The organism is Kineobactrum sediminis (assembly GCF_002868715.1).
GTDB classification, from domain to species: domain Bacteria; phylum Pseudomonadota; class Gammaproteobacteria; order Pseudomonadales; family Halieaceae; genus Kineobactrum; species Kineobactrum sediminis.
Window position 1 is genome coordinate 1 of record NZ_PKLZ01000012.1, and the last position, 21,235, is coordinate 21,235.

General features: G+C 60.1%; 17 protein-coding genes. 6 read left to right on the forward strand and 11 right to left on the reverse strand.

Annotation, left to right across the window (positions count from 1 at the left end):
* The first annotated feature begins 122 nt into the window (after positions 1–122).
* Positions 123–326, forward strand: a complete 204-nt coding sequence (locus CWI75_RS14755; protein WP_146003605.1) for a hypothetical protein — start codon at positions 123–125, stop codon at positions 324–326.
* 183 nt (positions 327–509) lie between these two features.
* On the opposite strand, the gene prsT is transcribed toward CWI75_RS14755, so the two are convergent.
* The 3 genes from prsT to CWI75_RS14770 all read right to left on the reverse strand — a co-directional run bounded on the left by prsT (position 510) and on the right by CWI75_RS14770 (position 6,110).
* Positions 510–3,296 (reverse strand): XrtA/PEP-CTERM system TPR-repeat protein PrsT, encoded by a 2,787-nt coding sequence (gene prsT, locus CWI75_RS14760; protein ID WP_101522296.1) that lies wholly within the window; start codon positions 3,294–3,296, stop codon positions 510–512.
* A 106-nt stretch (positions 3,297–3,402) separates the two neighbouring features.
* A complete protein-coding gene (locus CWI75_RS14765; RefSeq protein WP_101522297.1) occupies positions 3,403–5,367 on the reverse strand; it encodes an AMIN domain-containing protein in 1,965 nt (654 codons plus the stop codon).
* Entirely contained in the window at positions 5,364–6,110 is a 747-nt protein-coding gene (locus CWI75_RS14770; protein WP_101522298.1) for an ABC transporter ATP-binding protein, read from the reverse strand. Before CWI75_RS14770 ends, CWI75_RS14765 begins: the two co-directional genes overlap by 4 nt.
* 47 nt (positions 6,111–6,157) lie before the next feature.
* On the opposite strand from CWI75_RS14770, the gene CWI75_RS14775 reads away from it, so the two are divergent.
* On the forward strand, positions 6,158–6,955 hold the full coding sequence (locus CWI75_RS14775) for an outer membrane lipoprotein-sorting protein (protein ID WP_101522299.1): 798 nt from the start codon (positions 6,158–6,160) through the stop codon (positions 6,953–6,955).
* A gap of 7 nt (positions 6,956–6,962) precedes the next feature.
* On the opposite strand, the gene CWI75_RS14780 is transcribed toward CWI75_RS14775, so the two are convergent.
* From CWI75_RS14780 to CWI75_RS14805, 6 genes are all read right to left on the reverse strand, one after another.
* Complete coding sequence (locus tag CWI75_RS14780) at positions 6,963–8,228, reverse strand: type II toxin-antitoxin system HipA family toxin (RefSeq protein ID WP_101522300.1); 1,266 nt, start codon at positions 8,226–8,228, stop codon at positions 6,963–6,965.
* Positions 8,218–8,550, reverse strand: a complete 333-nt coding sequence (locus CWI75_RS14785) for a helix-turn-helix transcriptional regulator (protein ID WP_101522301.1) — start codon at positions 8,548–8,550, stop codon at positions 8,218–8,220. Before CWI75_RS14785 ends, CWI75_RS14780 begins: the two co-directional genes overlap by 11 nt.
* 98 nt (positions 8,551–8,648) lie before the next feature.
* Positions 8,649–9,869 carry an ABC transporter permease gene (locus CWI75_RS14790; protein WP_206604744.1) on the reverse strand — a complete coding sequence of 407 codons (1,221 nt, stop codon included), beginning with the start codon at positions 9,867–9,869 and terminating at the stop codon, positions 8,649–8,651.
* 24 nt (positions 9,870–9,893) lie between these two features.
* On the reverse strand, positions 9,894–11,096 hold the full coding sequence (locus CWI75_RS14795) for an ABC transporter permease (protein ID WP_101522302.1): 1,203 nt from the start codon (positions 11,094–11,096) through the stop codon (positions 9,894–9,896).
* 30 nt (positions 11,097–11,126) lie between these two features.
* Entirely contained in the window at positions 11,127–12,560 is a 1,434-nt protein-coding gene (locus CWI75_RS14800; RefSeq protein WP_101522303.1) for a phenylacetate--CoA ligase family protein, read from the reverse strand.
* A 34-nt stretch (positions 12,561–12,594) separates the two neighbouring features.
* On the reverse strand, positions 12,595–13,314 hold the full coding sequence (locus CWI75_RS14805) for a PEP-CTERM/exosortase system-associated acyltransferase (RefSeq protein ID WP_162300100.1): 720 nt from the start codon (positions 13,312–13,314) through the stop codon (positions 12,595–12,597).
* Positions 13,315–13,723: 409 nt separating this feature from the next.
* Here CWI75_RS14805 and CWI75_RS14810 point away from each other — a divergent pair, with 409 nt between their 5' ends.
* Both CWI75_RS14810 and CWI75_RS14815 read left to right on the forward strand, forming a co-directional pair.
* Positions 13,724–14,758: a PEP-CTERM sorting domain-containing protein gene (locus CWI75_RS14810; protein WP_101522305.1), complete on the forward strand. Its 1,035-nt coding sequence runs from the start codon at positions 13,724–13,726 to the stop codon at positions 14,756–14,758.
* Positions 14,759–15,003: 245 nt separating this feature from the next.
* Positions 15,004–15,261, forward strand: coding sequence for an acyl carrier protein (locus tag CWI75_RS14815; protein ID WP_101522306.1), 258 nt, complete (start codon positions 15,004–15,006; stop codon positions 15,259–15,261).
* A 2-nt stretch (positions 15,262–15,263) separates the two neighbouring features.
* Here the strand turns inward: CWI75_RS14815 and CWI75_RS14820 are convergent, their stop codons facing one another.
* Positions 15,264–17,384 (reverse strand): PQQ-dependent sugar dehydrogenase, encoded by a 2,121-nt coding sequence (locus CWI75_RS14820; protein ID WP_206604745.1) that lies wholly within the window; start codon positions 17,382–17,384, stop codon positions 15,264–15,266.
* Between the two features lie 79 nt (positions 17,385–17,463).
* Here CWI75_RS14820 and CWI75_RS14825 point away from each other — a divergent pair, with 79 nt between their 5' ends.
* Entirely contained in the window at positions 17,464–19,311 is a 1,848-nt protein-coding gene (locus tag CWI75_RS14825; protein ID WP_101522308.1) for a TonB-dependent receptor plug domain-containing protein, read from the forward strand.
* Positions 19,312–19,319: 8 nt separating this feature from the next.
* Here CWI75_RS14825 and CWI75_RS18280 read toward each other — a convergent pair whose 3' ends face one another.
* A complete protein-coding gene (locus CWI75_RS18280; RefSeq protein WP_146003606.1) occupies positions 19,320–19,736 on the reverse strand; it encodes a hypothetical protein in 417 nt (138 codons plus the stop codon).
* 465 nt (positions 19,737–20,201) lie between these two features.
* On the opposite strand from CWI75_RS18280, the gene CWI75_RS14835 reads away from it, so the two are divergent.
* Complete coding sequence (locus tag CWI75_RS14835; protein WP_101522310.1) at positions 20,202–21,233, forward strand: glycosyltransferase family 2 protein; 1,032 nt, start codon at positions 20,202–20,204, stop codon at positions 21,231–21,233.
* Positions 21,234–21,235 lie beyond the last annotated feature (2 nt).

The window sequence follows — 21,235 nt, forward strand, 5'->3', positions numbered from 1 at the left end:
CTCGCATTGTAGCATTTGCTTAGCAAAGCCGATGCTACAATGCGAGACCTGACCCCGGCCCTTGCTTTCCATTTCCCGCAGGCGGATACTTTTCCCATCCACCGCGGGGAGCGATGCACGATATGAATAAATTCTTTGATCAGTTAGGGCTATTGGCTGGCGTAATCGGGGTAGGCTTCTGCATTCTGGCCGTCGCAACTCGTCTCATGGGCCAGTATTATTTATTTGGTACAGAACTACGGATGTGGCTGCTCGGTGGGATTGCCTTAATCGTTATGGGCTGTTTTGCCAAGCTTCAGGTGCTTACGGCAGAATCCGCCAAATAACTTTACTAGCTATGCAAAGTTATTCTTTGCCGCTTTAGGACCAGTGCGAAAGCTTTAATACATGGCAAAAGCCTCTCCTCACGAAAGCGCAGCTCGAGTCTACCGGAACAAGCGCCGTCTCAAAAATCAGCTAAATGCTACCATGCGAGACCTGACCCCAGCCTATACACCAAGCCACCGATGCTACAATGCGAGACCTGACCCCAGCCGTTCCAGGAGGGCCTGGGCGGCGGGTTTTTCGGCGAAGTCGGGGCCGTTGACGAGGCTTTGGAGGATTTCGGCGGCGCGGATATTGTCGCCGGAGGCGGCAAGGATCCGGGCGCGGTGGTAGCGGAACTGGCGTGAGTCGGGCGAAGCATCCATGGCCTTGCGGTTGGCTTCAAGAGCCTGGGTATAGTCGCCGCGCTCCAGCAGGATCATCGCGTGGGTGTCGAGGACGGCGGGGTTTTCAGGCGCAATGTCCAGTGCCTGCCCAACGTAGTCCAGTGCGAGATCGGAATTGGTAGCGCGATATACCCAGGCCAGATTGTTCAGGGCGACAACGTCGCCAGGATTCAGACTGTTCAGGCTTTCGTACACTTTCACTGCGTCGGCATCGCGGCCTTTGCCCAGATAAAAAGACCCCAACTGGTTCAGTACCACGGTGTCTTCAGGATTCTTGCTCACCCAGTCCTCAAGCATTGCGCCCGCTTCGGCTTCCTTGTTCTGCTGCAGCAGGGCGGTAGTCAAGAACACCAGTGAATTGGTATCGGGCTGATTGCTGTGCGCCTGGCGCAGCAGGTTCTCTGCCTCCTTGAATTCACCCACAGTGAGTGCAATACGCCCCCGGGCAAGGTTCAGCTGGTTGGCCGGCACTACCTCAGGGGGCAGCAGGGCCAATTGATCACTCGCCTCGGTGAGCTTGTTCTGCTGTAACAGAATCTCCACCAGTAGCTTGCGGGAATTGTGGTCCGCCGGTTGTACCGCTACCGCCTTGACCAGCAATTCCTCTGCCGCCGGCAAGTTGCCGCTGGCACGCTCCGCCTGGGCAACCAGCCTCAACGCCCGGGGATTCTCGGGCAGCAACTCCAGCAACTTGCGTCCGGCGGTGACGGCGGATGCCGGCTCATTTTCAGCCAGGTAAGCACCCACCAGCAACTGGTGCAATTGCGGCTCGGTGGCGTTGCCATCCCGAACCTCGGTCAGCAGCGAGATGGTTTCACGGGTCTCACCCTTGCGGAAATAGTGCCGCGCCAGCATCAGCCGGGGTCGCACCGCATCGGGGTTGGCAGAGACCGCAAGCTTCAGGCTCTCTACCATGTCGTCTGTCTCGCCGCGCTCCTCGTGCACTGCGGCGATATTCAGCAGCATCGCCAGGTCGCCAGGGGCGGCTGCCAATCCCTCTTCGAGGATTTTCAGCGCGGCGTCGGAATCGCCATCCTGCATGGCCAAAGCGGCCAGTCCCTGGCGCGCCCCGGCGTTTGTCGGGTCAAGCGCCAACACCGTGTTGAACTCCTGCTCGGCCAGCTCGAGGTTGCCATCTTCGATTGCCAGCTGCGCCGCCAGCAAAGCGGGCAGAACGCTGTCCGGCGCATCCTTGCGAAACTGCTCCACCTCGGCCAGCGCGGCGGCCTTGTCGCCGTGAGCCACGTGGGCGCGCACCAGCCTGGCCCTGACATTCTCATTAGCGGGATTCATGCTCCTGGCACGCTCCAGCTCTTCGATGCCGCGCTCAATGTCTCCCGCGCGTACCAGCTGGGTTCCCAGCTCCATGCGCACATCGGCAGACCCCGCGTCGGCACCGGCCATATCGTCGTACACTTCCGCACTCGCGGAATGCATGCCCTGGGCGGTCAGGGCAATGGCAAGCAGGTTCATTGCTGCACTATTCATGGGATTTTCTTCCAGCAGTTTGCGCGCTATGGTTTCTGTCCGCGCAGGGTCACCCTGCTGCAGGTACAGGCCGCCCATTAACTGCCGGGCATTGTTGTTAGTCGGGTTTGCCGCCAGGAAGGTACGCAACTGCCCCTCGGCGGTCGCGAGGTTACCCGCGCGAAAATTGCCCTGGGCCGCAAGATACAGGCTCGGCATATGGTCCGGCATCATACCCAGCACGCTGTCCAGGCGCTCCAGCGCCAACTCGGTATCACCCGCCTCCATCGCCAGGCTGGCTCGCGCATAATTCACGCCGGGGTGCTGGGGAATAAGTTTTTCCAGCTTCTGCAACTCGGTATCAGCGTCGGTTGTATTGCCTTGCGCTGCCAGCACGTTTACCAGGCTAAGGCGCTCACTCAGCCGCGAGGCATTGAGGTCCGCCACGCGACGGAATGCCTCGGCCGCCTCGTCCAGCTTGCCCTGGGCCTGGGTGAAACTGCCATACAGGCTCCAGGCATCTTCGAAATCCGGGCTGCTCTCAGTCAGTTGCTGCAGCATGTCGCCGGCTTCAGCAATCGCGCCGGTGTGACGCGCCAGCACAACGGCCTGGGCGAGCCGCACCTGGTCGCTCTCCGGCGCCAGCTCAAGTGCCGAATTCAGTGTTGTTTCAGCGGTGAAGGTGTCGCCGGACATCGCCTGCGCCCTGGCGAGAAAGGCCAGAAAATCGGCATTATCCGCAGCAAAATCAAAGTCACCCTCGCGGTACTGGTCGACCAGGTCCTGGTTGCGGCCGGAGGAGACCAGCGCCTCGGCATACAGCGCCGCCACCTCAGGGTCATCCGCCGTTGCCAGGGAGCGCTCGAACTCATAGGCGGCGTCGGCAAGATTGCGCTGGCGCAGGTAGGACTCACCCAGCAGGCGCCTGCCCGCCGCGCTGTCCGCCTGCTGCTGCAGTGCCGTTTTGGCATCAATGATAGCGGCGTTTACCTTGCCCTCATCAAAGGCCTGTTGCGCCCGCAGCAGCAGTTCATCGTGCGACAGTTGCTCGGAGCAGGCGGAAAGGGCCAGGGCACAGAGGCCTGTGAGCAATAACTTGCGCGGAAACGGTGCGAGCATAACGACGACTCTCTTCAACGAGTTTAAAGGACTCACTGTAGGCCAAGATCACTCCACGGCCAAGGCAAGAAACGGGCAGCCGCTCACAAAACGGTGAGAAAAGCCGTCAAAACCACCTTCTGAGTTCCAGGTACACGCGGTCGCTGTCGTCATACTGGCCAAACAGGCCGATTTCGCTACCGCCGAACCAGTCCGCGCCCACCTGCAGGCGCCAGCTTTGGGTGACATTCCAGGTAAGGCTGGGCTGGAACGACCAGTCGCTGCGATTGAGACCACTGAGATACAACAGCTCGGCCTCCAGGCGGTCCGTGAAACGGCGGTTGAGGAGCACGGTAATCCCCACTTCATCGGCATCAAAACCCAGCGCCGGGCTGTGGTCGAATACATGGCGACCGTAGAACTGCAGGTCCAGGCGCCAGTCACCCCGGGGGATCATCACTCCCAGCACATAATCCAGGGCGTCGCTCTCCTCCAGGCCGAAGCGCGCCGCGGGGTCCGCGGACAGGAATTTGCGCCCGAAGGTATGCACCGCCTCCCCCTTGAGCACAAAATCCAGGTAGCCTTTGGAGAACGTGGTACCCAGCTGGCGGATGCGATCGTGGCGCAGCTCCAGCCCGGTTGCCGTGCGATACAGCGTCGGAGCCACATCCGTGCTCTGGTAATAGAAACCCGTCAGGTCCCAACCCCCCACCAGCCGCGAATACCGCGCCCCAAAGCCATGATTCGACAACTTGCCCCGGCTTGGCGTTATATGGTCGGGAACCAGATCGGGGGTCAGGTCTCGCATTGTTGCATCGGCGGGAATCGGGAACGGGTAGAAGTCACTCCCGGGCTCGCCAATCTCGTTGTAGCTGGGGTACGCCACCCACAGCAGGTCAATGTGGGAATCGCCGATAAAGCGCTCTGCGCGCACCGCCCACTGGGGAATGCGCATGGTCTCAAACTCGGGCAGGAAGAATTCGCGGGTATCCTGGGCGGACACCACATCGGCGAGGAACAGGCCCACCATTTCACCCCACACCACGTGCTGGCGGCCCAGGCGGTATTCCCAGTCGGCGGCACTGAAATCCAGATAGGCCTCGCGGATGGAGAAGTCACTGCGCTGGTCATTGCGCACCGCGCTGGGGTAGAAATCATCCTCCACACTGTAGGCGGCGTCTCCCTCGGAGCGCGTCATGAGCTTGAAGCGCCCGCCCCAGTCCAGCTCGCCGGTCACGCCCAATTCAAGTCGCGCACGCAATTTCGACCAGTGGCTGGGGTCCGCCACCGTATAGGCACCGGCCAACTCGCCATAGCCGCTCACCCGAAGGTCAGTCACCCTGGGCGCCGGGCGCGCGGGTGACACTGGAGCGGACAAGCCGGGCCCGGTAGCGGCAGCGTCATCGGGTTTAGTATCCGCTTCCCCGGCTTCCACCATCACCGCGTCAGACTGAACCGCCGCCACCCTGCCATCACCGGGCTCTACACTGTCCTCAACAACACTATCCTCAACAGCACCCTTCTCAACAACACTCCCCTCAACAGCATTCTCCTCAACAAGGCTCTCCTCAACAGCACTCTCCTCAACAACAACCTCTACACCCTCATACAAATCCACCACCAACCGATGCCCACCGTTAGCGTCCGGTCGCAGCACAAAATCCTCGCGGCGCAGATCCGGGTTTTCCAGGTCCAGCACCAGGCGCAGGTTATTGCCATCGCGCGCAGCACTGCGCAGGCCGGCCACCGGGGTTGCGGCGAACAACCCGGCAGGCACACCACCGCTCAGGCGGGTATTCGCCAGGTCAATTACGATACGATCAGGGTTGGTGAGGCTGAAGATGCGGTATTCGGGCACGGCGCTGAGGTCCAGCACCATCCGCGTACGGCCGGGGTCCCGGCCCACCCGGATGGTAGCGGATGCCGGCACCGGCGATACAGCGCCAACAGCCACGCCGTTAGCGCCCTGGGTGGCATCCCCATCCGCCCCGCTCGCAGGAAACACCCCCACCGCCCCGGCGAGAACCACAACCAGCGCTGCACTCGCGGAGCGAAGAACATGCCCCACCGTGAGGGCTCGCGGCAATGTCACACGCCGGGCCCCTGCGGGTGTGCAGCTTCGCTATGCCTCACCGATTCAACACCGGCAAGCTTGGTCTCCAGCGTAATGATACGGCCATCTTCCATGTGTACCAGGCGGTCCGCCATGTCCATCACATGCGCGTCATGAGTGGAAAAAATGAACGTGGTGCCGGCGTCGCGATTAATGCCCTGCATCAATTCCAGAATGCCGCGCCCGGTCTCCCGGTCAAGATTGGCGGTGGGCTCGTCGGCCAGTACCACTTTGGAATGAGTCGCCAGAGCGCGGGCGATGGCAACACGCTGGCGCTGGCCTCCAGATAGTTGGTTGGGGCGGTGCCCGGCATAACGGGTGAGCCCCACCATATCCAGGTAATAGGCCACCCGCTCGCGGCGCTGGGCTTTGGACAGCTCCCGCAACTGCAGCAGCGGGTAGTCCACATTCTCCTGGGCGGACAGCACCGGCAGCAGGTTAAAGTTCTGGAAGATAAAACCAATGGTTCGCGCGCGCACCTCGGCCAGCTCATCCGGAGTCTTGCCAGACACATCCTGGCCGTCCACAAATACCTTGCCCTCGCTGGGATTATCGATGCAGCCAAAAATATTGAGCAGGGTGGATTTGCCGCTCCCGGAGGGCCCGGCGATGGCGAGGAAGGAACCCGGCTCCACTTCCAGGGTCACATCACGCAGGGCCTCTACCACCTGTTCACCCAGGAGGTAGCGCTTACTCACGTTTTCAACCTTTACAATAGCCATGCTGTAGAGCCAGAATGTTTTTTGAAGACCGCCACAGGATATCACCCATGTTCGTCACTTTTGCAGCAAAAACCCGGCTTTTACCCATTCTGGTTAGTGCGCTGGTTCTCAGTCTGGGTACAATTTCGAGCACCCTGGCGGAAACTGCCGCTGAAACATCAACAGTCGCACCCGCAATTGACGCCAACGCCCTGGTACAAAGGGCCGACACCCTCCGCTTCCCCCGGGAAAGCTTCCAGACCGACATTACCGTGACCAACTACAGCGCTGGCGAGGCCGGCGACGTGCGCCAGTACGAGGTGCTGTCCCGGGGCAACGAGAACACCATCGTCCTCACCACGGCACCGGCGTCCGAGCGCGGCCAGGCCCTGCTGATGCGCGGCCGGGATTTGTGGATTTTCATGCCCACGGTGTCACAGCCGGTGCGCCTGTCCCTGGCGCAGCGCCTTACCGGGCAGGTAGCCAACGGTGACCTGGCCCGGGCCAACTTTGCCGGTGACTACGACGCCACCCTGGCCGCCACCGAAGAGGTGGATGGCGTGCAGGCCCACGTGCTGGACCTTACCGCAGTGGGCCGCGGGGTGACCTACGCCAAAGTGCGCTACTGGGTGTCGGTAGCGGATGACAGGCCGATCAAGGCGGAGTTTTATGCGGTGTCCGGGCGCCTGCTAAAAACCAGCCGCTACGAAAACTTCGCGGAACTCGCCGGCCAGATGCGCCCCACCCGGCTGGTGATTGAGGATGCGCTGAACGCGGGCGATTACTCAGTGCTGGAATATGCCACCATGGAGCTGAAAGACCTGCCGGAGCGGATGTTCACGCGGCAGTATTTGAAGCGTCTGTAACAGCCTGCTAGCGCTCCATACGCAGTGAATACGGGTTCAGGAACTGCCGGCCCCACAGCAGATTCCTGTCAACTTCGCTGAGTTCAGCGGTATCACACACGTCACTCCAATGCTGCTCTATCGCCGCCATCTGTTGTGCAAAAATCGCCCTGGCCCTGGTTTCAGACAGCATGAAGCCCGCCGCGGCATCAAGGCATGAAGCCAGCTGGCTCAGGTTATTATTGCCGGATATCAGCATCGCCTGGGACGCCTCATTACCGGTACGCCCCTGGGGACAGATGTCATAGGCAGGCGTGAGGGTGAGGGACCGGCCATCCCAGAATGCCGCATGGTTACGCGCATGATCATCCGTATTACCGCACAGAATGTTGAATACCAGCCGTGAAAATAATTCCTCCAGCGTTTCTTTTGGCTGGGTAAAGCGACGGCGAATAATCTCGGCCAGGGTTTCATAGCTGGCATAGCGCGCCATCATTTCATCCAGGCCGAACAGCGTCAGTGCGGATACCATCAGCTTACGCGACCAGCCCTGGGCACCTGGCATGCGGTCAAAACGTTCAATCAACAGCACGTCCTTGTTAGCGGCGCGAGCGAGCCGCACCGGCGCAACATCAAGCCCCAACAATGCAGCGAGGCGCATCGCCACAAATTCCGCTTTCACCACACTGTATACATCTGAGCTGGAAGAAAACTTGGCGATATACTTTTTACCATGCTCCTCAATCAGCGCTTTGGGCCTGGCACCGCCAATAGAGCTACCACGAAACAGGGCCTGGTCAAGCTCGGGGGAAAGGGGGATGCCCTGCTCTACCCGCTCAGCCGATTCCAGCAATTCCAGCATGGTCACGTTACTGACGGCGCGCGGCACATACTCCGTGGGTGAGGCCTGAAAATCGAGGCCGCCGATACGGTCAGAACCGGACTCCAGCAAATAGGTGAACTCATCAAGCTCAGCGGTATCGATCCCCGCGCCCTTGCGACCCAGTGTTTTATTGATGATAACGCGCCGTCCCCAGGCATCCGGTGCGGCATCCCTGATACACCCCGCCATATTGAGACCTTCAAGCGGTGCCAAGGCACCGGGCCGCAACGGCAACTCAGGCTCATAAATCGCAATCGCGGGCGCACCACTGCGCGTGCGTTCAAGATAACTCTGGCCATAATTGAACAGCATTTTGCCATCGCCTGATATCACCCGCCCGGCGACCACCGGTTCTATCTCACCCGGTAACCATATCCACACAAACGCCTCCCTGCCAGCCTTAAAAATCATCAAAAACTGCCTCTCCGCCGGTTTTTATCCTTTGCGGCAGCAGGGCGATCTTGTCGCGGGTGTGATCGGTATGCCGGGCCAGGGCGGGGGTATCGTGATCAAACAGGGTCACTCCCACCAGCGCGGCCACCTCGAAAACCAACCCGACTGCGCAGCCCATATCCCCGTTCTCGATTTTTTGCAGGGTTGCCCTGGATATACCGGCGCGTTCCGCCAGGTTTTTCTCGGTCCAGCGGCGCTGCTTGCGGCCAAGGCGGATCTGCTCGCCCAGCAAGGTGACGGCTTCCCGGGCGTATCGGGTGTAGGTTCGCGGCATTGTCATTGCAGGTCTCCCGGCAGCATTAAGACCACTTTAATGATCATTAGATACCCTAAAGATCACAATACTAGTCAAAGAAGCCGAAAATCGCCAGTGAAAAACTAAACCCCCTCCCGCAGCGACTCCGCAATATCCGCCCGGGACGCCCTCAGTGCCGGGCGCACCGCGGCCACGATGGGCGCCAGCAGCCCGATCAGACCAGACAACAGGGTGATCTCCCAGCCCAGGCGGATCAGGGAAATGTAGCCCAGGTCCGAGTTGGGAGGTGGCGGCATGGGGATGCCGATGGCGGAGATACCCAGGGCCAGCAGGTTGCCGGCGGCAATGCCGAAACCGGCGCCGAGCAGGCCCAGTATCGCGCTTTCGGCGATGATCAGGCGCAGGATCTCGTTCTGGCGGCCGCCGCAGGCCTTCATGGTGCCAAATTCCGCGGCGCGCTCGTGTACGTTCATGTTGATGGCGTTGCTCACGCTCAGGGTGACCATCAGCAGGATCACCGCCACCAGGAAGCCGAACTGCTGCTGGTACAGTTCCACGGTCTGCTCGTAGAAGGGGTTGAGCTCGGTCCAGTCCAGCACTTCATAGCCCTGGGGCACCATGGTGGCCGCCACCCGGGCAGCAACAGCATCGGTGTCCCCGGTGCGCTGCAGGGTCAGCACCGCCAGGTGCACACCATCGTCGCCCATCAGTTCCTGGGCAGCGGCCAGGGGAATACGCACGGCGCGGGCATCGTAGTCCTTGGAGAAGGTCTGGAAGATGCCCACCACTTCAAACTCCAGCACATTCACCGCGCCGTCCGGGGTATTGGTAAGCAGGTTGGCCCAATCACCGGGTGCCAGGTCCAGGGCCTGGGCCACACCGGCGCCCAGCATCATGCCGTAGCTGTCTGCCGCTTCCAGCTGGCGGCCCTCGGACACATTGATATAGGTGCCCAGCCTGGCCTCCGCTGCCGGCTCCACGCCCTCCCCCATAATGGCCCAGTCAGTACGGCCATTGTTGAGCAGCCCGGTGAACACCATGCGCAGCAGTACCTCATCCACCCCGGGCACCGCGGCCAACTCGCTGCGCAGGGCCTCTGGCGTATCGATAAGATAGGCCCCGGCGTCGCGGGTGCCGTGTTCACGGTAGCCACTGCGGCTCACCTGGATATGCCCGGACTGGGAGTGGATCATGGACTCGCCCAGCTCATCCACCGTGTCCTTGATAAAGCCGCCGGCGAGGATCAGCGCCACCACCCCGAAGGCAATGGCGAACAGCGTCATCGACGAGCGACCGCGATGGCGGAACACATTGCGCGCGGCCAGGCGCCACAGCTCAGACATTACACACCTCGAACATGCAACACCTCAGCGCCCATTGCGAATGGCATCCACAATCACCATCCGCGAGGCGCGCAGCGCCGGGTACAGGGAAGCCAGGGTGGTGGCCACCGCGGCGATAACCACCGTCTCCAGCACCATGGACGGGGTGAGCAACAGGGCCGCATCGTAACTGCGGGCGAAACTCGGCGGCGGCGGCATTTCAACCTGCGCCAGGGCCAGCAGCCCACCCAGGCCGAACGCCACCACCACGCCGATCAGCGCGCCCAGCAAACCCAGCAGCGCGCCCTCCAGCAGAAACCCGCGCAGCACCTGGGCGCGGCGGGTGCCCAGCGCCATCACCGTGCCTATTTCACCGGTGCGCTCCAGCACGCTCATCATCATGGTATTGCCAATGCCCAGCAGGATAATGGCGACCACAATGCCCTTGACCAGTTGCAGCTGCTGGGCGAACAGCTCCGAGGCGCGGGCGTAGAATTCCGCCAGCGCGTGCCAGGGCTGCACCTCAAACTCAGCGGCCGGCAGCGCATCGCGCACGCTGGGCAGCAGGGCATTGGTGGCCCCGGTGGTTTCCAGGAATACCAGCCAGGCGTGGGCCCCCTCCACCTGCACCAGGCTGCGCGCCAGGCCGATGGGCATGAGCAGCGCGGCATCGTCAAACTCCTTGCTGAAGGAGCTGAAGATACCCACTACCTCGGCCTCCGCGGCGCCCAGGTGGCCCTCTGGCGTATTGGCGAGCAGAACGATGGCATCACCCACCGCCACCTCCAGCTGCGATGCCAGGCCCCTGCCCAACACCAGCTGGCGCTCATCCCCCGCGGCCAGCCGCCGACCCTCGACCATCCGCAGGGAGCGGTCATCCACCATGTCCACCGCCGGGTCAATACCCTCGGCCATGAACGGCAGGGTCACCTCGCCAAAACTCGCCAGGCCGTTCACCAGCAGGCGCGGCGCCAGGGCAGCACCCCCGGGCAGCAGTGCTTCATCCAATGCGACCTCCCGGGGCAGCAGATAGGCATAGGGATCACTGCGGCCCTTGTCGTGAAAGCCGGGCCGGGTGATCTGGATATGGCCGAACTGGGAGCGGATGGTGGCCTCGCGGAACTCGTCGAACATGGCCTCATTAAAGCCACTGGCGGTGAGCATGGCGGCTACCCCGAAGGCGATGGCCAACAGCGAGGTGAGGCTGCGCCGGAAGTGCCGACGCAGGTTACGCAGGGCTATTAACATGAGCTATTGGCATGGGCTTTCAGCAGGGCCTTAAACATGGGCGCTCACCTCATCCGCGGCCGGTAGATAACGAAACTTGCGCTCGTAATCCAGGCTCATGCCGTGGGGAAAATCCGCATAGGCGAAGCAGCGCAGGGCCGGTGCGGGCGCACCACGTTCCCTGGCAGAAGCCGCCATTAATGCAGACAGCTCAACCGCCATTTCGGCCGGCGCCTGCACACAATTGCGGCCCAGCTGTATATGCAGCGCGGGGCCATCGGCGCCAGGCAACACCCGGAACGCGCCGGACAGATGATCTGCCAGGGCAGCATCCCGATACAACAGCGCCTTGAAATGGTCCACGTGCCAGTGCTCGCCAATGCGATCGCGGTCGCGGCCAACAATGGCGACCATCGGCAACGGCTGGCGGTACAGCGCCAGATACAGCTCCGACGGCAGGCTGCGCAGCTCGGCGTCCGGCACCCAGCGGGCCCGGTCACCGGTCTTGTAGCGAATCATCGGCACCGGCGCCAGGTTATCCAGCATGGTGACCACCAGATCACCTACACCGTCGTCATCCGGCTCCAGCACCTCCACAAAGGTGCGCAGGGGGTTGTAGCAGAAAAACGCCGGCAACAGCGCATCGGGCTGCTGCCAGTGCCGCTCCCGGCGCAGGGCAATGGTTTCAGCGGTTTCGAAAAACAGGTTCAGACCCAGTTCCCCCACCCCCATGGAACTGCCTATGAGTACGCCACCCGGGGTGTCGATATCCGCGCCCAGGCGCCTTGCCAGATAGCTGCGAAATTCCTCGGAAAACATCTCCTCGCCCAGGATCACATGGGTACGCAGGGCAGACCAGTCGAAGGCCTGCTCGGCGGCGTAGTCCAGCAGGCGCTTACAAAACAGGGGGTCGACACACAGGATCACCTGCTCGAACAGGGGCCCCGCCTGGCGCAGGATCGCCAGCGCCATATCCTCGCGCACGCTCACATTGGCCACACACACGGTATTGGAGGTAAACACCACCCCCATGGGCAGGCAGTTCACCAGCAGCGTGCTGCGGCCGTCGATATCAAAGGCGCCCTGCAGGCCCATGTCGATGTCCGCCGGCGTAAACGCCAGCTGGGCGCGGGTACTCAGGCCAAAGGCAAAATTGCTGCCGCCGTGGCCGGAACTGGTCAGCACCCCCGCCAGCGACGCCGGTGCCACCGTGGACGCCACCAGCTCGTGGATGGGAAAACGCTCAAACAGGTCCGCTTTTTCCAGCACCGGGGCGCGCTGCAGAATCTCATCGGCGGCCAGTTTGGTGCCCGGCGCCACTCCGGCTTCCGCCAGCAGGGCCCGGTAGGCGGGGGATATCCTGGCCGCCCGGGCAAAGGCCTTTTGCAGGCGCTTCCTGGACACCGCCGCAAGCTTCGCCGGGGTTTGCCGGGCGAGCAGTGCCAGCACCAGGGTGCGTTTGAATTTTGTGAGGGAGAAGGCCATAAGCGGGCCTGGTCAGTAGGGCCGCAGTGCGGTGTTAGCCATTGATAAACCACTCCAGCAGCTCCGGGCTGGTAGCGCGCAGCTGGTCTTCCAGCTTCCTTAAATCACCGATATAGGGGGTTACCGGGCCGTAATAGTCGTGTTCGTCACCAATCGCGGTGAACACAAACCCGTACATGGCCAGCACCCGAGCCAGGGACCTCTCCATGGCCGCATACCAGTAACGGATATTGTTCTTGCGGCTGAAGCGGTACATCTCCCGGTACAAACCGAGCACCAGCAGGGGCCCATTAACACGCTGGTTCCTGAACCGGGTGTCGTCGTTACCGTTCTCGAGTGCTTCCGCGTTAACGCCATCACGGGTATCCCCCGCACGGCGGCGATACTGCCGGCTAACGGCCAGCCGCGACACCTCAACTGCCTCCATCACCGGCGGGCGCTCAAAATCACTGTGTGGTGGGCAATGGGCTTCATAGGGAAACGGCTCACCAGGTTCAGGGAACACCAGCCTTGCCGTGCCTATTACCACGTTATCAGCATTCAGGGCGGCAAAGTGTGCCGAACGGTGGTCAACCTCGTCGCACTCCAGCCCACTGGGATAGTCCGCCGCACTGAGGAACTCGCACTCAAGGCAATACACCTGGTAGCGCAGGGCATACAGGTCATGCAATGTGCCTTCACTGCTGCCAATTTCAAAGGCTTTAAGCGAAAAGTACTTTTCCAGGGCATCCAGCGGCGCTGCTGCAGATTTCATAGCCCTCCCCACCCCGTTCATTATATCTGCCGCGAGCATAACACGTTTCTGCGCCGTGTCAGCCGCCCCGAGGACTCACCCGCGGTAGTATAACACCCATAAAAGCTTCAGGTTTAATCGACAAACCAATATTGATAGTTCAGGGATTCTTAAAAGCGCCTCAATAAACAACCCCAATTAAAGCACGATCCTAGGGAAGCCCTAGTTGAGCGCCAGGCGGGAGAGTTCGCCAGCAACTGTCAGGTTTTTTTACATCCGACAAGATTCGCTTATCCCTGTAAATCATATCTATCTGTTTTTACGACACTTTTACCACATGGCACAGTATGTGCTTTACCGATAATGCAAATCCCCTCGTGACCAAAGCGCCACGAGTAGGCACCTGCTTTCATTACCCAGGAGACACAACATGAAATACTTACTGAAACCAGCTGTTGCAGCGACCGCACTCGCGGTGACGGTCTTCGCGGGCAACGCTGCTGCCGTCCCGCTGTCCCAACTTTACTTCTCTCAGTCAGCAGGTTGGGTTGACCCGAGAGCTGATGGTGACACCAACACCGGCTTCTTCGGTGGCACCAATACAGAATTCAGCATGACTGGAACCGAGGCCAGTGGCGGCGCCGGCCCTGGCCCCGACGGCACTTATACAGGCATGCAATGGAGAGGGGCTCCAGGTACTACTAGTGATCCCAATCCATTCAGCCAGATTAGCATTGAGTCTTACAACGATACCGAAAGTAACTCGCTTTATGGCGCGAGTGGTACGTCAGTGAGTGACCTGAATCAGGAGTTTGCCAATACCGGACAATGGAACGCAGGGGAGTTTTGGGTCATTGATGAACTGATCCAGGAAAATAATGTACTTTTCGGCCCTGCAAGCCAGTTTCCCAACCCACTCTGGAGAGCTGATACCTTGGCAGACTTGCGCATTTTCACGAATGCAGGGCGCACCACCCAACTGCTTAGAGATTTCCCCAGTACAACACGGATAGAGTTCTGGGAGACAGTCAATACAGAAGGATTTGACGACTGCACCCCTACAGACCCCTATGCTACGATTGATGATGAGCCTTGGGGGCCCTGCGCAGACCGTTACCGGGTTGGTTTGGGTGAATTCGCTGCCATCAGCGAAGCGCTGGACGGCTATCTCTATACTATTAGCTTCACGCTTTTCCCGGGCGCGGTAGAGGACTCGGCTGGTAACGTAATAACCGACGGGAGCGGAAATCCAATAAGCACAATCGTCGATGTAGATCCAACTGGAACCGGAGAGTTTATCGATGTATACACTCCCGAAATAGCACCGGGGTTCAGCAAGCTCTATGTGGCAGCGAGTTGGAATGTGCAGAAAATACCAGAACCTTCCATTTTAGGTTTGTTTGGTATCGGCATGCTTGGCTTGGGTTTGACTGCGGCAAGACGCCGCAAGCACAAGCAGAGCTAATCTCGAGCAAGAGGCAGCCTGTTTGAATAGACAGCCTATCCTCCAACACAGGCACCGCCAAAAAAGGCCTCTCTGAGGCCTTTTTTTTGTATAATTGCGTTTTTTCGTGAACGCAGCTGAACTGCGGCGTGATTATCTGGCTCCCCATATAAAGATTATCCCGCCACAGTGATTGACTCAGAACTCACAAATAGCGTCAGTAATTTTCGACCATCACTTTTTTACCGCTGGAGTAAGCACGCAAAATGACATCAATCGACCTCACTCACGACCTGGTTCGCACCTGCCTCAACCTCGATGCCAGCGAACCACTGACAGCAGACACGTTCCTGATGGGCGGGTTCCCCGAGTTTGATTCGATGACGATCATGGCATTGATTGAGCATATTGAGGAAGCCCTGGGCTGCGAGATCGACGACGACGAGATCAGCGGCGAGACTTTCGAAACCGTGGGTTCACTGGCGGAATTCGTGGCCGGAAAGATGGGCCCCCCCGGCCACTGACCTCAGTGGCGGTGGTGCTTGTCCGGCAGGGACTGGATGTAGATCACGAGATGATCGATTTCTGACGGTTGCAGAAACTCTCCCCAGGGCGGCATCAGCGGGCTCATACCCAGCGCGGCACCGCCCTTTTCAATGACCGCGTGGATATCCTCTGCGGAACGCTGAAAATGGTATAAAGGGGATGTCAGGTCTGGCATGGGCACTCCCAGCAAGGGCGCATCCGGCCCCTGGCCGTCACCGGTAACACCGTGGCAGCGTGCGCAATTGACGGCGAAGGACGCGGCACTGGCCTGCTCATCGTAGTCTGCGGGTGCAGCAGTGGGCGTGTCCTCGCGCTGTACCACATCGGCCTCCTCCGCGCGCACCAGCACCAGCACCTCGCCACTGGGCTCTGATGCCGCGCCCAGTGTAGTCACCAGAATCTCCCCGGATTCCAACTGTGCGACTGAGCTCACGCCCCGCTGGGCGTACTGGCTAGCTCTTGCGATCAAATCAACGTCATCTACCCGAGACTGATCCGCGGGCATGACAAAGATCTTCGCGGAATAATTGTCGGCAAACACGTACTTGCCCTGCAGCGAGGGATAGCGATCACCACGATAGACCACACCGCCAATCACCGCGCGATCATAGGCACTGTGCTCGTAGGCATAAACAGGACCCTGCTCGGGGACATCCAGCGTTTCCGGGCCAGCCCGGCCGGTGGGGTGATGCCCCTCCGCCATTGGGTACTGGTAGTGCTTGCCAGGCTCTATAAGATTGACCTCCTCCCAAATCGTGGACCCGACATCGCCCAGCCAGAGATCGCCATTGGCGGGATCGAAGCTGAAACGGAACGGATTGCGCAGCCCCAGTGCCCAGTACTCGCCGCGGATATCCGGATGATCGACAAAAGGGTTGTCCGCCGGCACCCGGTAATTCTGCAGAGAGCCCCAGTAGAAGGGCTCGGGCGACAAGTTGTCGGGCTGCTCATCCACGTCCAGCCGCAGGACGGCCGAACGCAGTACGGTAGCGGAGCTGCGAGCCTCCTGGTCCCGGGGGTGCACTCCCTCCCCAACGCCGACATACAGGTAGCCATCCGGGCCGAATCCCAGCGAGCCACCGTTGTGGAAGCCGCTGCCCTCACGCTGCAGCACCATGAGCGGGGTTTCCGTGGCACGGCGCGCAGCCGGGTCCGGGGCGGCGAAATCAAAGCGCGATAGCCGGTTTACCTGATCCTCGGCGGGGCGGGTATCCGTGTAGTAGAGGTAGGCAAACCGTGAACCTGCATCGTCCGCGAACCGGGGGTGAAATGCCAGACCCAGGGCCCCGTTTTCCATTTCCACCTCGCCGAGCTGGTCACTGATATCCAGCACCAGTTCCTTTTCCGTGGCAACCGGGAACGGTACGCGGTACACCCTGCCCACCCGCTCCAGCACGTAGAGACCAGCGGTATCGCCGGGCGCCTGCCGTACCAGCACCGGCTGCTCGAAAACCAGCTCGGGGTAGAGGTTCTTCAGGCCCCATTCCGACGCGGGCACGGGATTGAACCAGATGCGGACCTGGGTAATGCGATTCGCGATGTCCCGGTCGACCGTGAAGGCCATACCCAATGCCAGCGGCACCAGGAAATATCCTATCGCGAGTACGCCAGGTATGCTGAGCAGGCGTCGCACCAGACTCCAGACAGGCTGCCAGATTGAGGCCAGCACGCCCTGGCGGTCTCGCACCAGGCAAACCATCATCATGGCCAACAGGTAGAAAACCGTGGATATCAGCCCGATGGCGGCTATCAGCTGAGGGTCATAGTTGATAGTGGTGGCCAGAAAGCTGTAAAGCGATGCCGTTGTGTAGGCAAACAGGTAAAAGAGGTACTCCGTGCCAAACCGACGCAGAGAGCTGAAGCCGTGACTCCTTAGGATCACGTTACTCAGTATGATTTGCCCAAGGTACACCGTGACAAATATCCCCGCCAGACTCCACAAATCGCTCTGGCTGACGTAGACATCCGGCAGGCGCAGCACCGCCCCGGGTATGATCGCCACCTCCCGGGACAGGACATACCCCAAGATACAGGCCACTACAATGAACAGCAGTTGCAGCAGAGCTACCGCCAACTGCATTCGATACCCGGATTGCTTCACGGTATGCCCCTTCAGAATGATGATTACGGTATAGTGCCCACATTGCCACCATGATGACAAGCGCACACAGGGAGAAAGCGTGAAGCACACCACACTGGCCATTGCCGCCGCAGCTCTATTGTTGGCCCCTCCGGGCCAAACCGCAAACATGGACACGGTAACCGTCACCGGCAGCCGGCTGCCGCAGGCCACATTGGGCGCACACAGCAGCCTCTCGCGGACTGAGATCGAGCGCATCAACGCACCCGACACCGTGACCCTGCTGAAGCAAGTCCCCAACCTGCTGATATCCCGCAATGGCGGCCCGGGTGGCCATGCGTTCGCCTCTATTCGCGGCGGCGAGCCCAACTTCATTCTCGTCATGATTAACGGGGTAGCCGTAAACGACCCGACCAATAGCAGTGGCGGTGGCTTTGATTTCAACCAACTGGACCCGTCGATTATCGAACGGGTGGAGGTGTATCGCGGCGGTATCAGTGCCGTACATGGTGGCGAAGCCATCAGCGGGGTGATTCACTTTATTACCCGCGAGCGAGGTACCTCAAGCGTGGCGGTGGAAGCGGGCGGTGACGGTCAGCGCCGTGCCAACGTGACCCTTGCAGGCACCCGTGAAGGCCCTTGGTCGGCCCTGCTCAGCCTGGCCGCGGCCCGGGAGGACAGCAGCGTATACGCCAACTACGACAACCAGCAGGCCCTGCTACAGCTACAGGCAAAGGGCGAGGACCAGCGCCACCAACTGCTGTTCAGCGGCAGCCGGACCAACCGGGAAAGCCTGGCCGAGGACAGCGGCGGCATTCGCTTTGCAGACCCGCTTGAATCCGAAATCAGGGACAGTCAACAGTGGCTCGCCAGCTGGCACAGCGAACACCAGGCGGATGGCAACCGCACGTGGACCACCCGCCTGTCATGGAGTCGACACCAGGAGGAGATCGACAACCCAGGAATCCGGCAGGGTGTTCTCAGTGGCATTCCGCCCAGTGTCGTCCAGTCCGACTACCGCAAGCTGGACGGCGAATTCTTTGTGCGCTGGAAGCGCACCCCGGATCTGTCTTTCATCGCCGGGGTCAGTGGCCAACGGGCCGATGGCTACAACCGCGGCACCCTCGACTTTGGCTTCCCGGTACCGGTGGACTACAGCCTGACGCGAGAAACCGTCGGTGCATTCGCAGAGGGCTCGCTACGCCTGGGGGCCACTTCCCTTGACCTGGGCGCGCGCTATGACGCCCCCTCCGGCTTCGACAGTGAATCTTCAGCACGGATTAGCCTGAGCCGGGACCTCGGTCCCGGTACCCGCCTGTTCGCAGCCTACAGCGAGGGCTACAAGCTCCCCAGTTTTTTTGCATTGGCCCACCCCCTGGTCGGCAACCCCGCGCTAAAACCGGAGCTGAGCCGCAACAGTGAAATCGGCCTGGCCACAGAAACCACAACAGGTACCCGCCTACAAGTCAGCCTATTCCATAACCGCTACCAGGATCTGGTGGACTTCGACGCCGACCTGTTCCTCTCGGTCAATCGCAGCGAAGTGACCGCCAAGGGGGCGGAGTTGCAGGGCACCCTGCCGCTAGCCAGCTGGCTGTGGGTAAACCTCGACATCACCTACCTGGACACTGCCATTACGGACTCGGACAGTCGCCTGAGACGCCGGCCGCAGTGGTCTGGCGGACTGCAGTTGCAAGCTGAACTGGGGCCGGTGGAGCTGATGCTGGCGGCAGATTCCAGAGGTTCATTCCACGACGCATCCGTCGCTACGGGACCGGTTAAGTTGGGGGGATATACGGATATCAATGCCACGCTGCTGTGGCAGGTCAGTGAGCGCCTGAGAATCTCGGCCAACGTGGACAATTTGGGCAACAGGCGGCTCGAATCCTCGATCGGCTTTTACGCGCCAGGCCGGCGGGCCAGGATTGGCTTGCAACTAAAGATCTGACTTGCACCTCACGGCCAATGACCCGCTCTGCTGAGCTGGTTTCTAAGCCCCGGCAACGGGAATTCCGCGTCATAGGCTATCTTCGCGTGGCGCCTGGCTTCCGGATAGTTTTTCATGGCGGCCAGCAACAGGCCATAATTGTAATGCAATTGTATGTTGCGGGAATCGAGTTCCAGCGCTTCCACATAGATTGCCCGCGCCGCTTCCAGCTTGCCGACCTTTTGAAGATGCATGGCGTAAAGCATCCGGGTTGTCGCGTCACGGGGGCTGAACTGGATCGCCCGCTGAAACCAGCACTCTGCGGGGATGCGCAGCTGCTCGCCTTTGCGGCTGGACACCATCTGGTAACGAGAAATCGCGTTCAGGGCACGATGATGATTTGGCCATGCTCCCAGCGTATACGCAAGATCGCCATAAGGAAGCATCGTAGTGCTTCCTCGCTTCAGTGATTCCACATCGGAGGTGAAGTGGTAGCTCTCCACTGTATGAAGCTGCTTCCCTAAACTGGCCCGCTGCGTGTAATCAAACGGTCCATACGTCCCCCCAGAACCCGAGCATTGAAGTCCCAGAAAGTCCATACCGACAAACGGGGCTCCTGGCTGTGTCTGAGCGTGGACCAATGGGACACCGAGCAACACTGCCAGCGCCACAATACCGCGAAGGTACCTCATATATCTTGCCTCCATTATCCTTTATGCCACAGTCTACAATATTTGGCTGTAATAACTTGAAAACGATGTATTACTGGCGATCCCGTCACAACTCCCAAGCCTCGCGAGCACCAACACATTTACCTTTCCGAATGCAACGGTTAGCATGCCATTTCAGTATGGAGGCTTGGGGCAAGAACTTCACCAATAGATTGATAGTCGAGAATTCAAGTGAGCTCAATGACCGTTAGCCGCGCCACCACCAGAACACCATCAAATCGAGATGCAAACAACTGCAAAAATGCCTCCGAGCCACTGGTGAGCGTGGTGATACCTGCTTTTAACTGTGACGGCTGCCTGTCGCGAGCAATCAAGAGTGTACTGGAGCAGACCTATACCCATTTTCAATGCATCGTCGTGGATGATGGATCAACCGATGACACCGCCGCTGTCGCCGCGTCCTATGGCGGTAACGTCAAACTGGTCCGGCAGGAGAATAGCGGGGTATCTTCTGCCAGAAATACTGGCATCGAGCACGCCAGCGGCGAACTTATCGCCTTTCTTGATGCAGATGACTGCTGGCACCCCTCCAAGCTGGAGAAACAGGTTCAGCTGCTTCAGGAGCACCAGGATGTCGTACTCGTCAGTACCGACCTGATAACATATTCGCCTGAACGCCTGGGCAGTGGCTCGCTGGCATCAGTCACGCAGCCATATGGCCCTGACATATTTGAAATCCACTCGGATTTTTTGCCGCTGTTCCGCAATCCTTACCTCGGCACACCTAGCGTGATGGTAAGAACCCACCGCGCTAGAGAGGTCGGTGGCTTCGACACTACCCTGCCCATTGGCGAGGACGTAGACTTTTTTTTTCGAGTCTGCAAAGGCCGCTGCTACGCCAAAATAAGGCAGCCTCTGGCCATTATTCACCAACGCAGTGGAAGTCTCACGAGGACACTGCCGGGGTACCGCTACAATCTTGAGGTGATCGACCGACTGGAACACAATCATCCTTTGTTCGCGCACAGCCATGCCGAAGAGTTCACCAGGCAGCGCCTTTCGGTGTACGGGCGCTGGATCGACAAATGCCTATACATGGGCAAGGGTCAGCAGGCCAGAACACTGCTAAGAGAAAGCAAGAAGCACGGGCGCCTTGAGCATCCGAGCTGCTTGATCCTTAAGTCCTATTTCGCCCAGCCTATCGCTTGGCTAAGAAAATTCGCCCGTCGTTTCAGTTGGATGACGGAAACAACGGCGAGCCGCGAGTACTAACC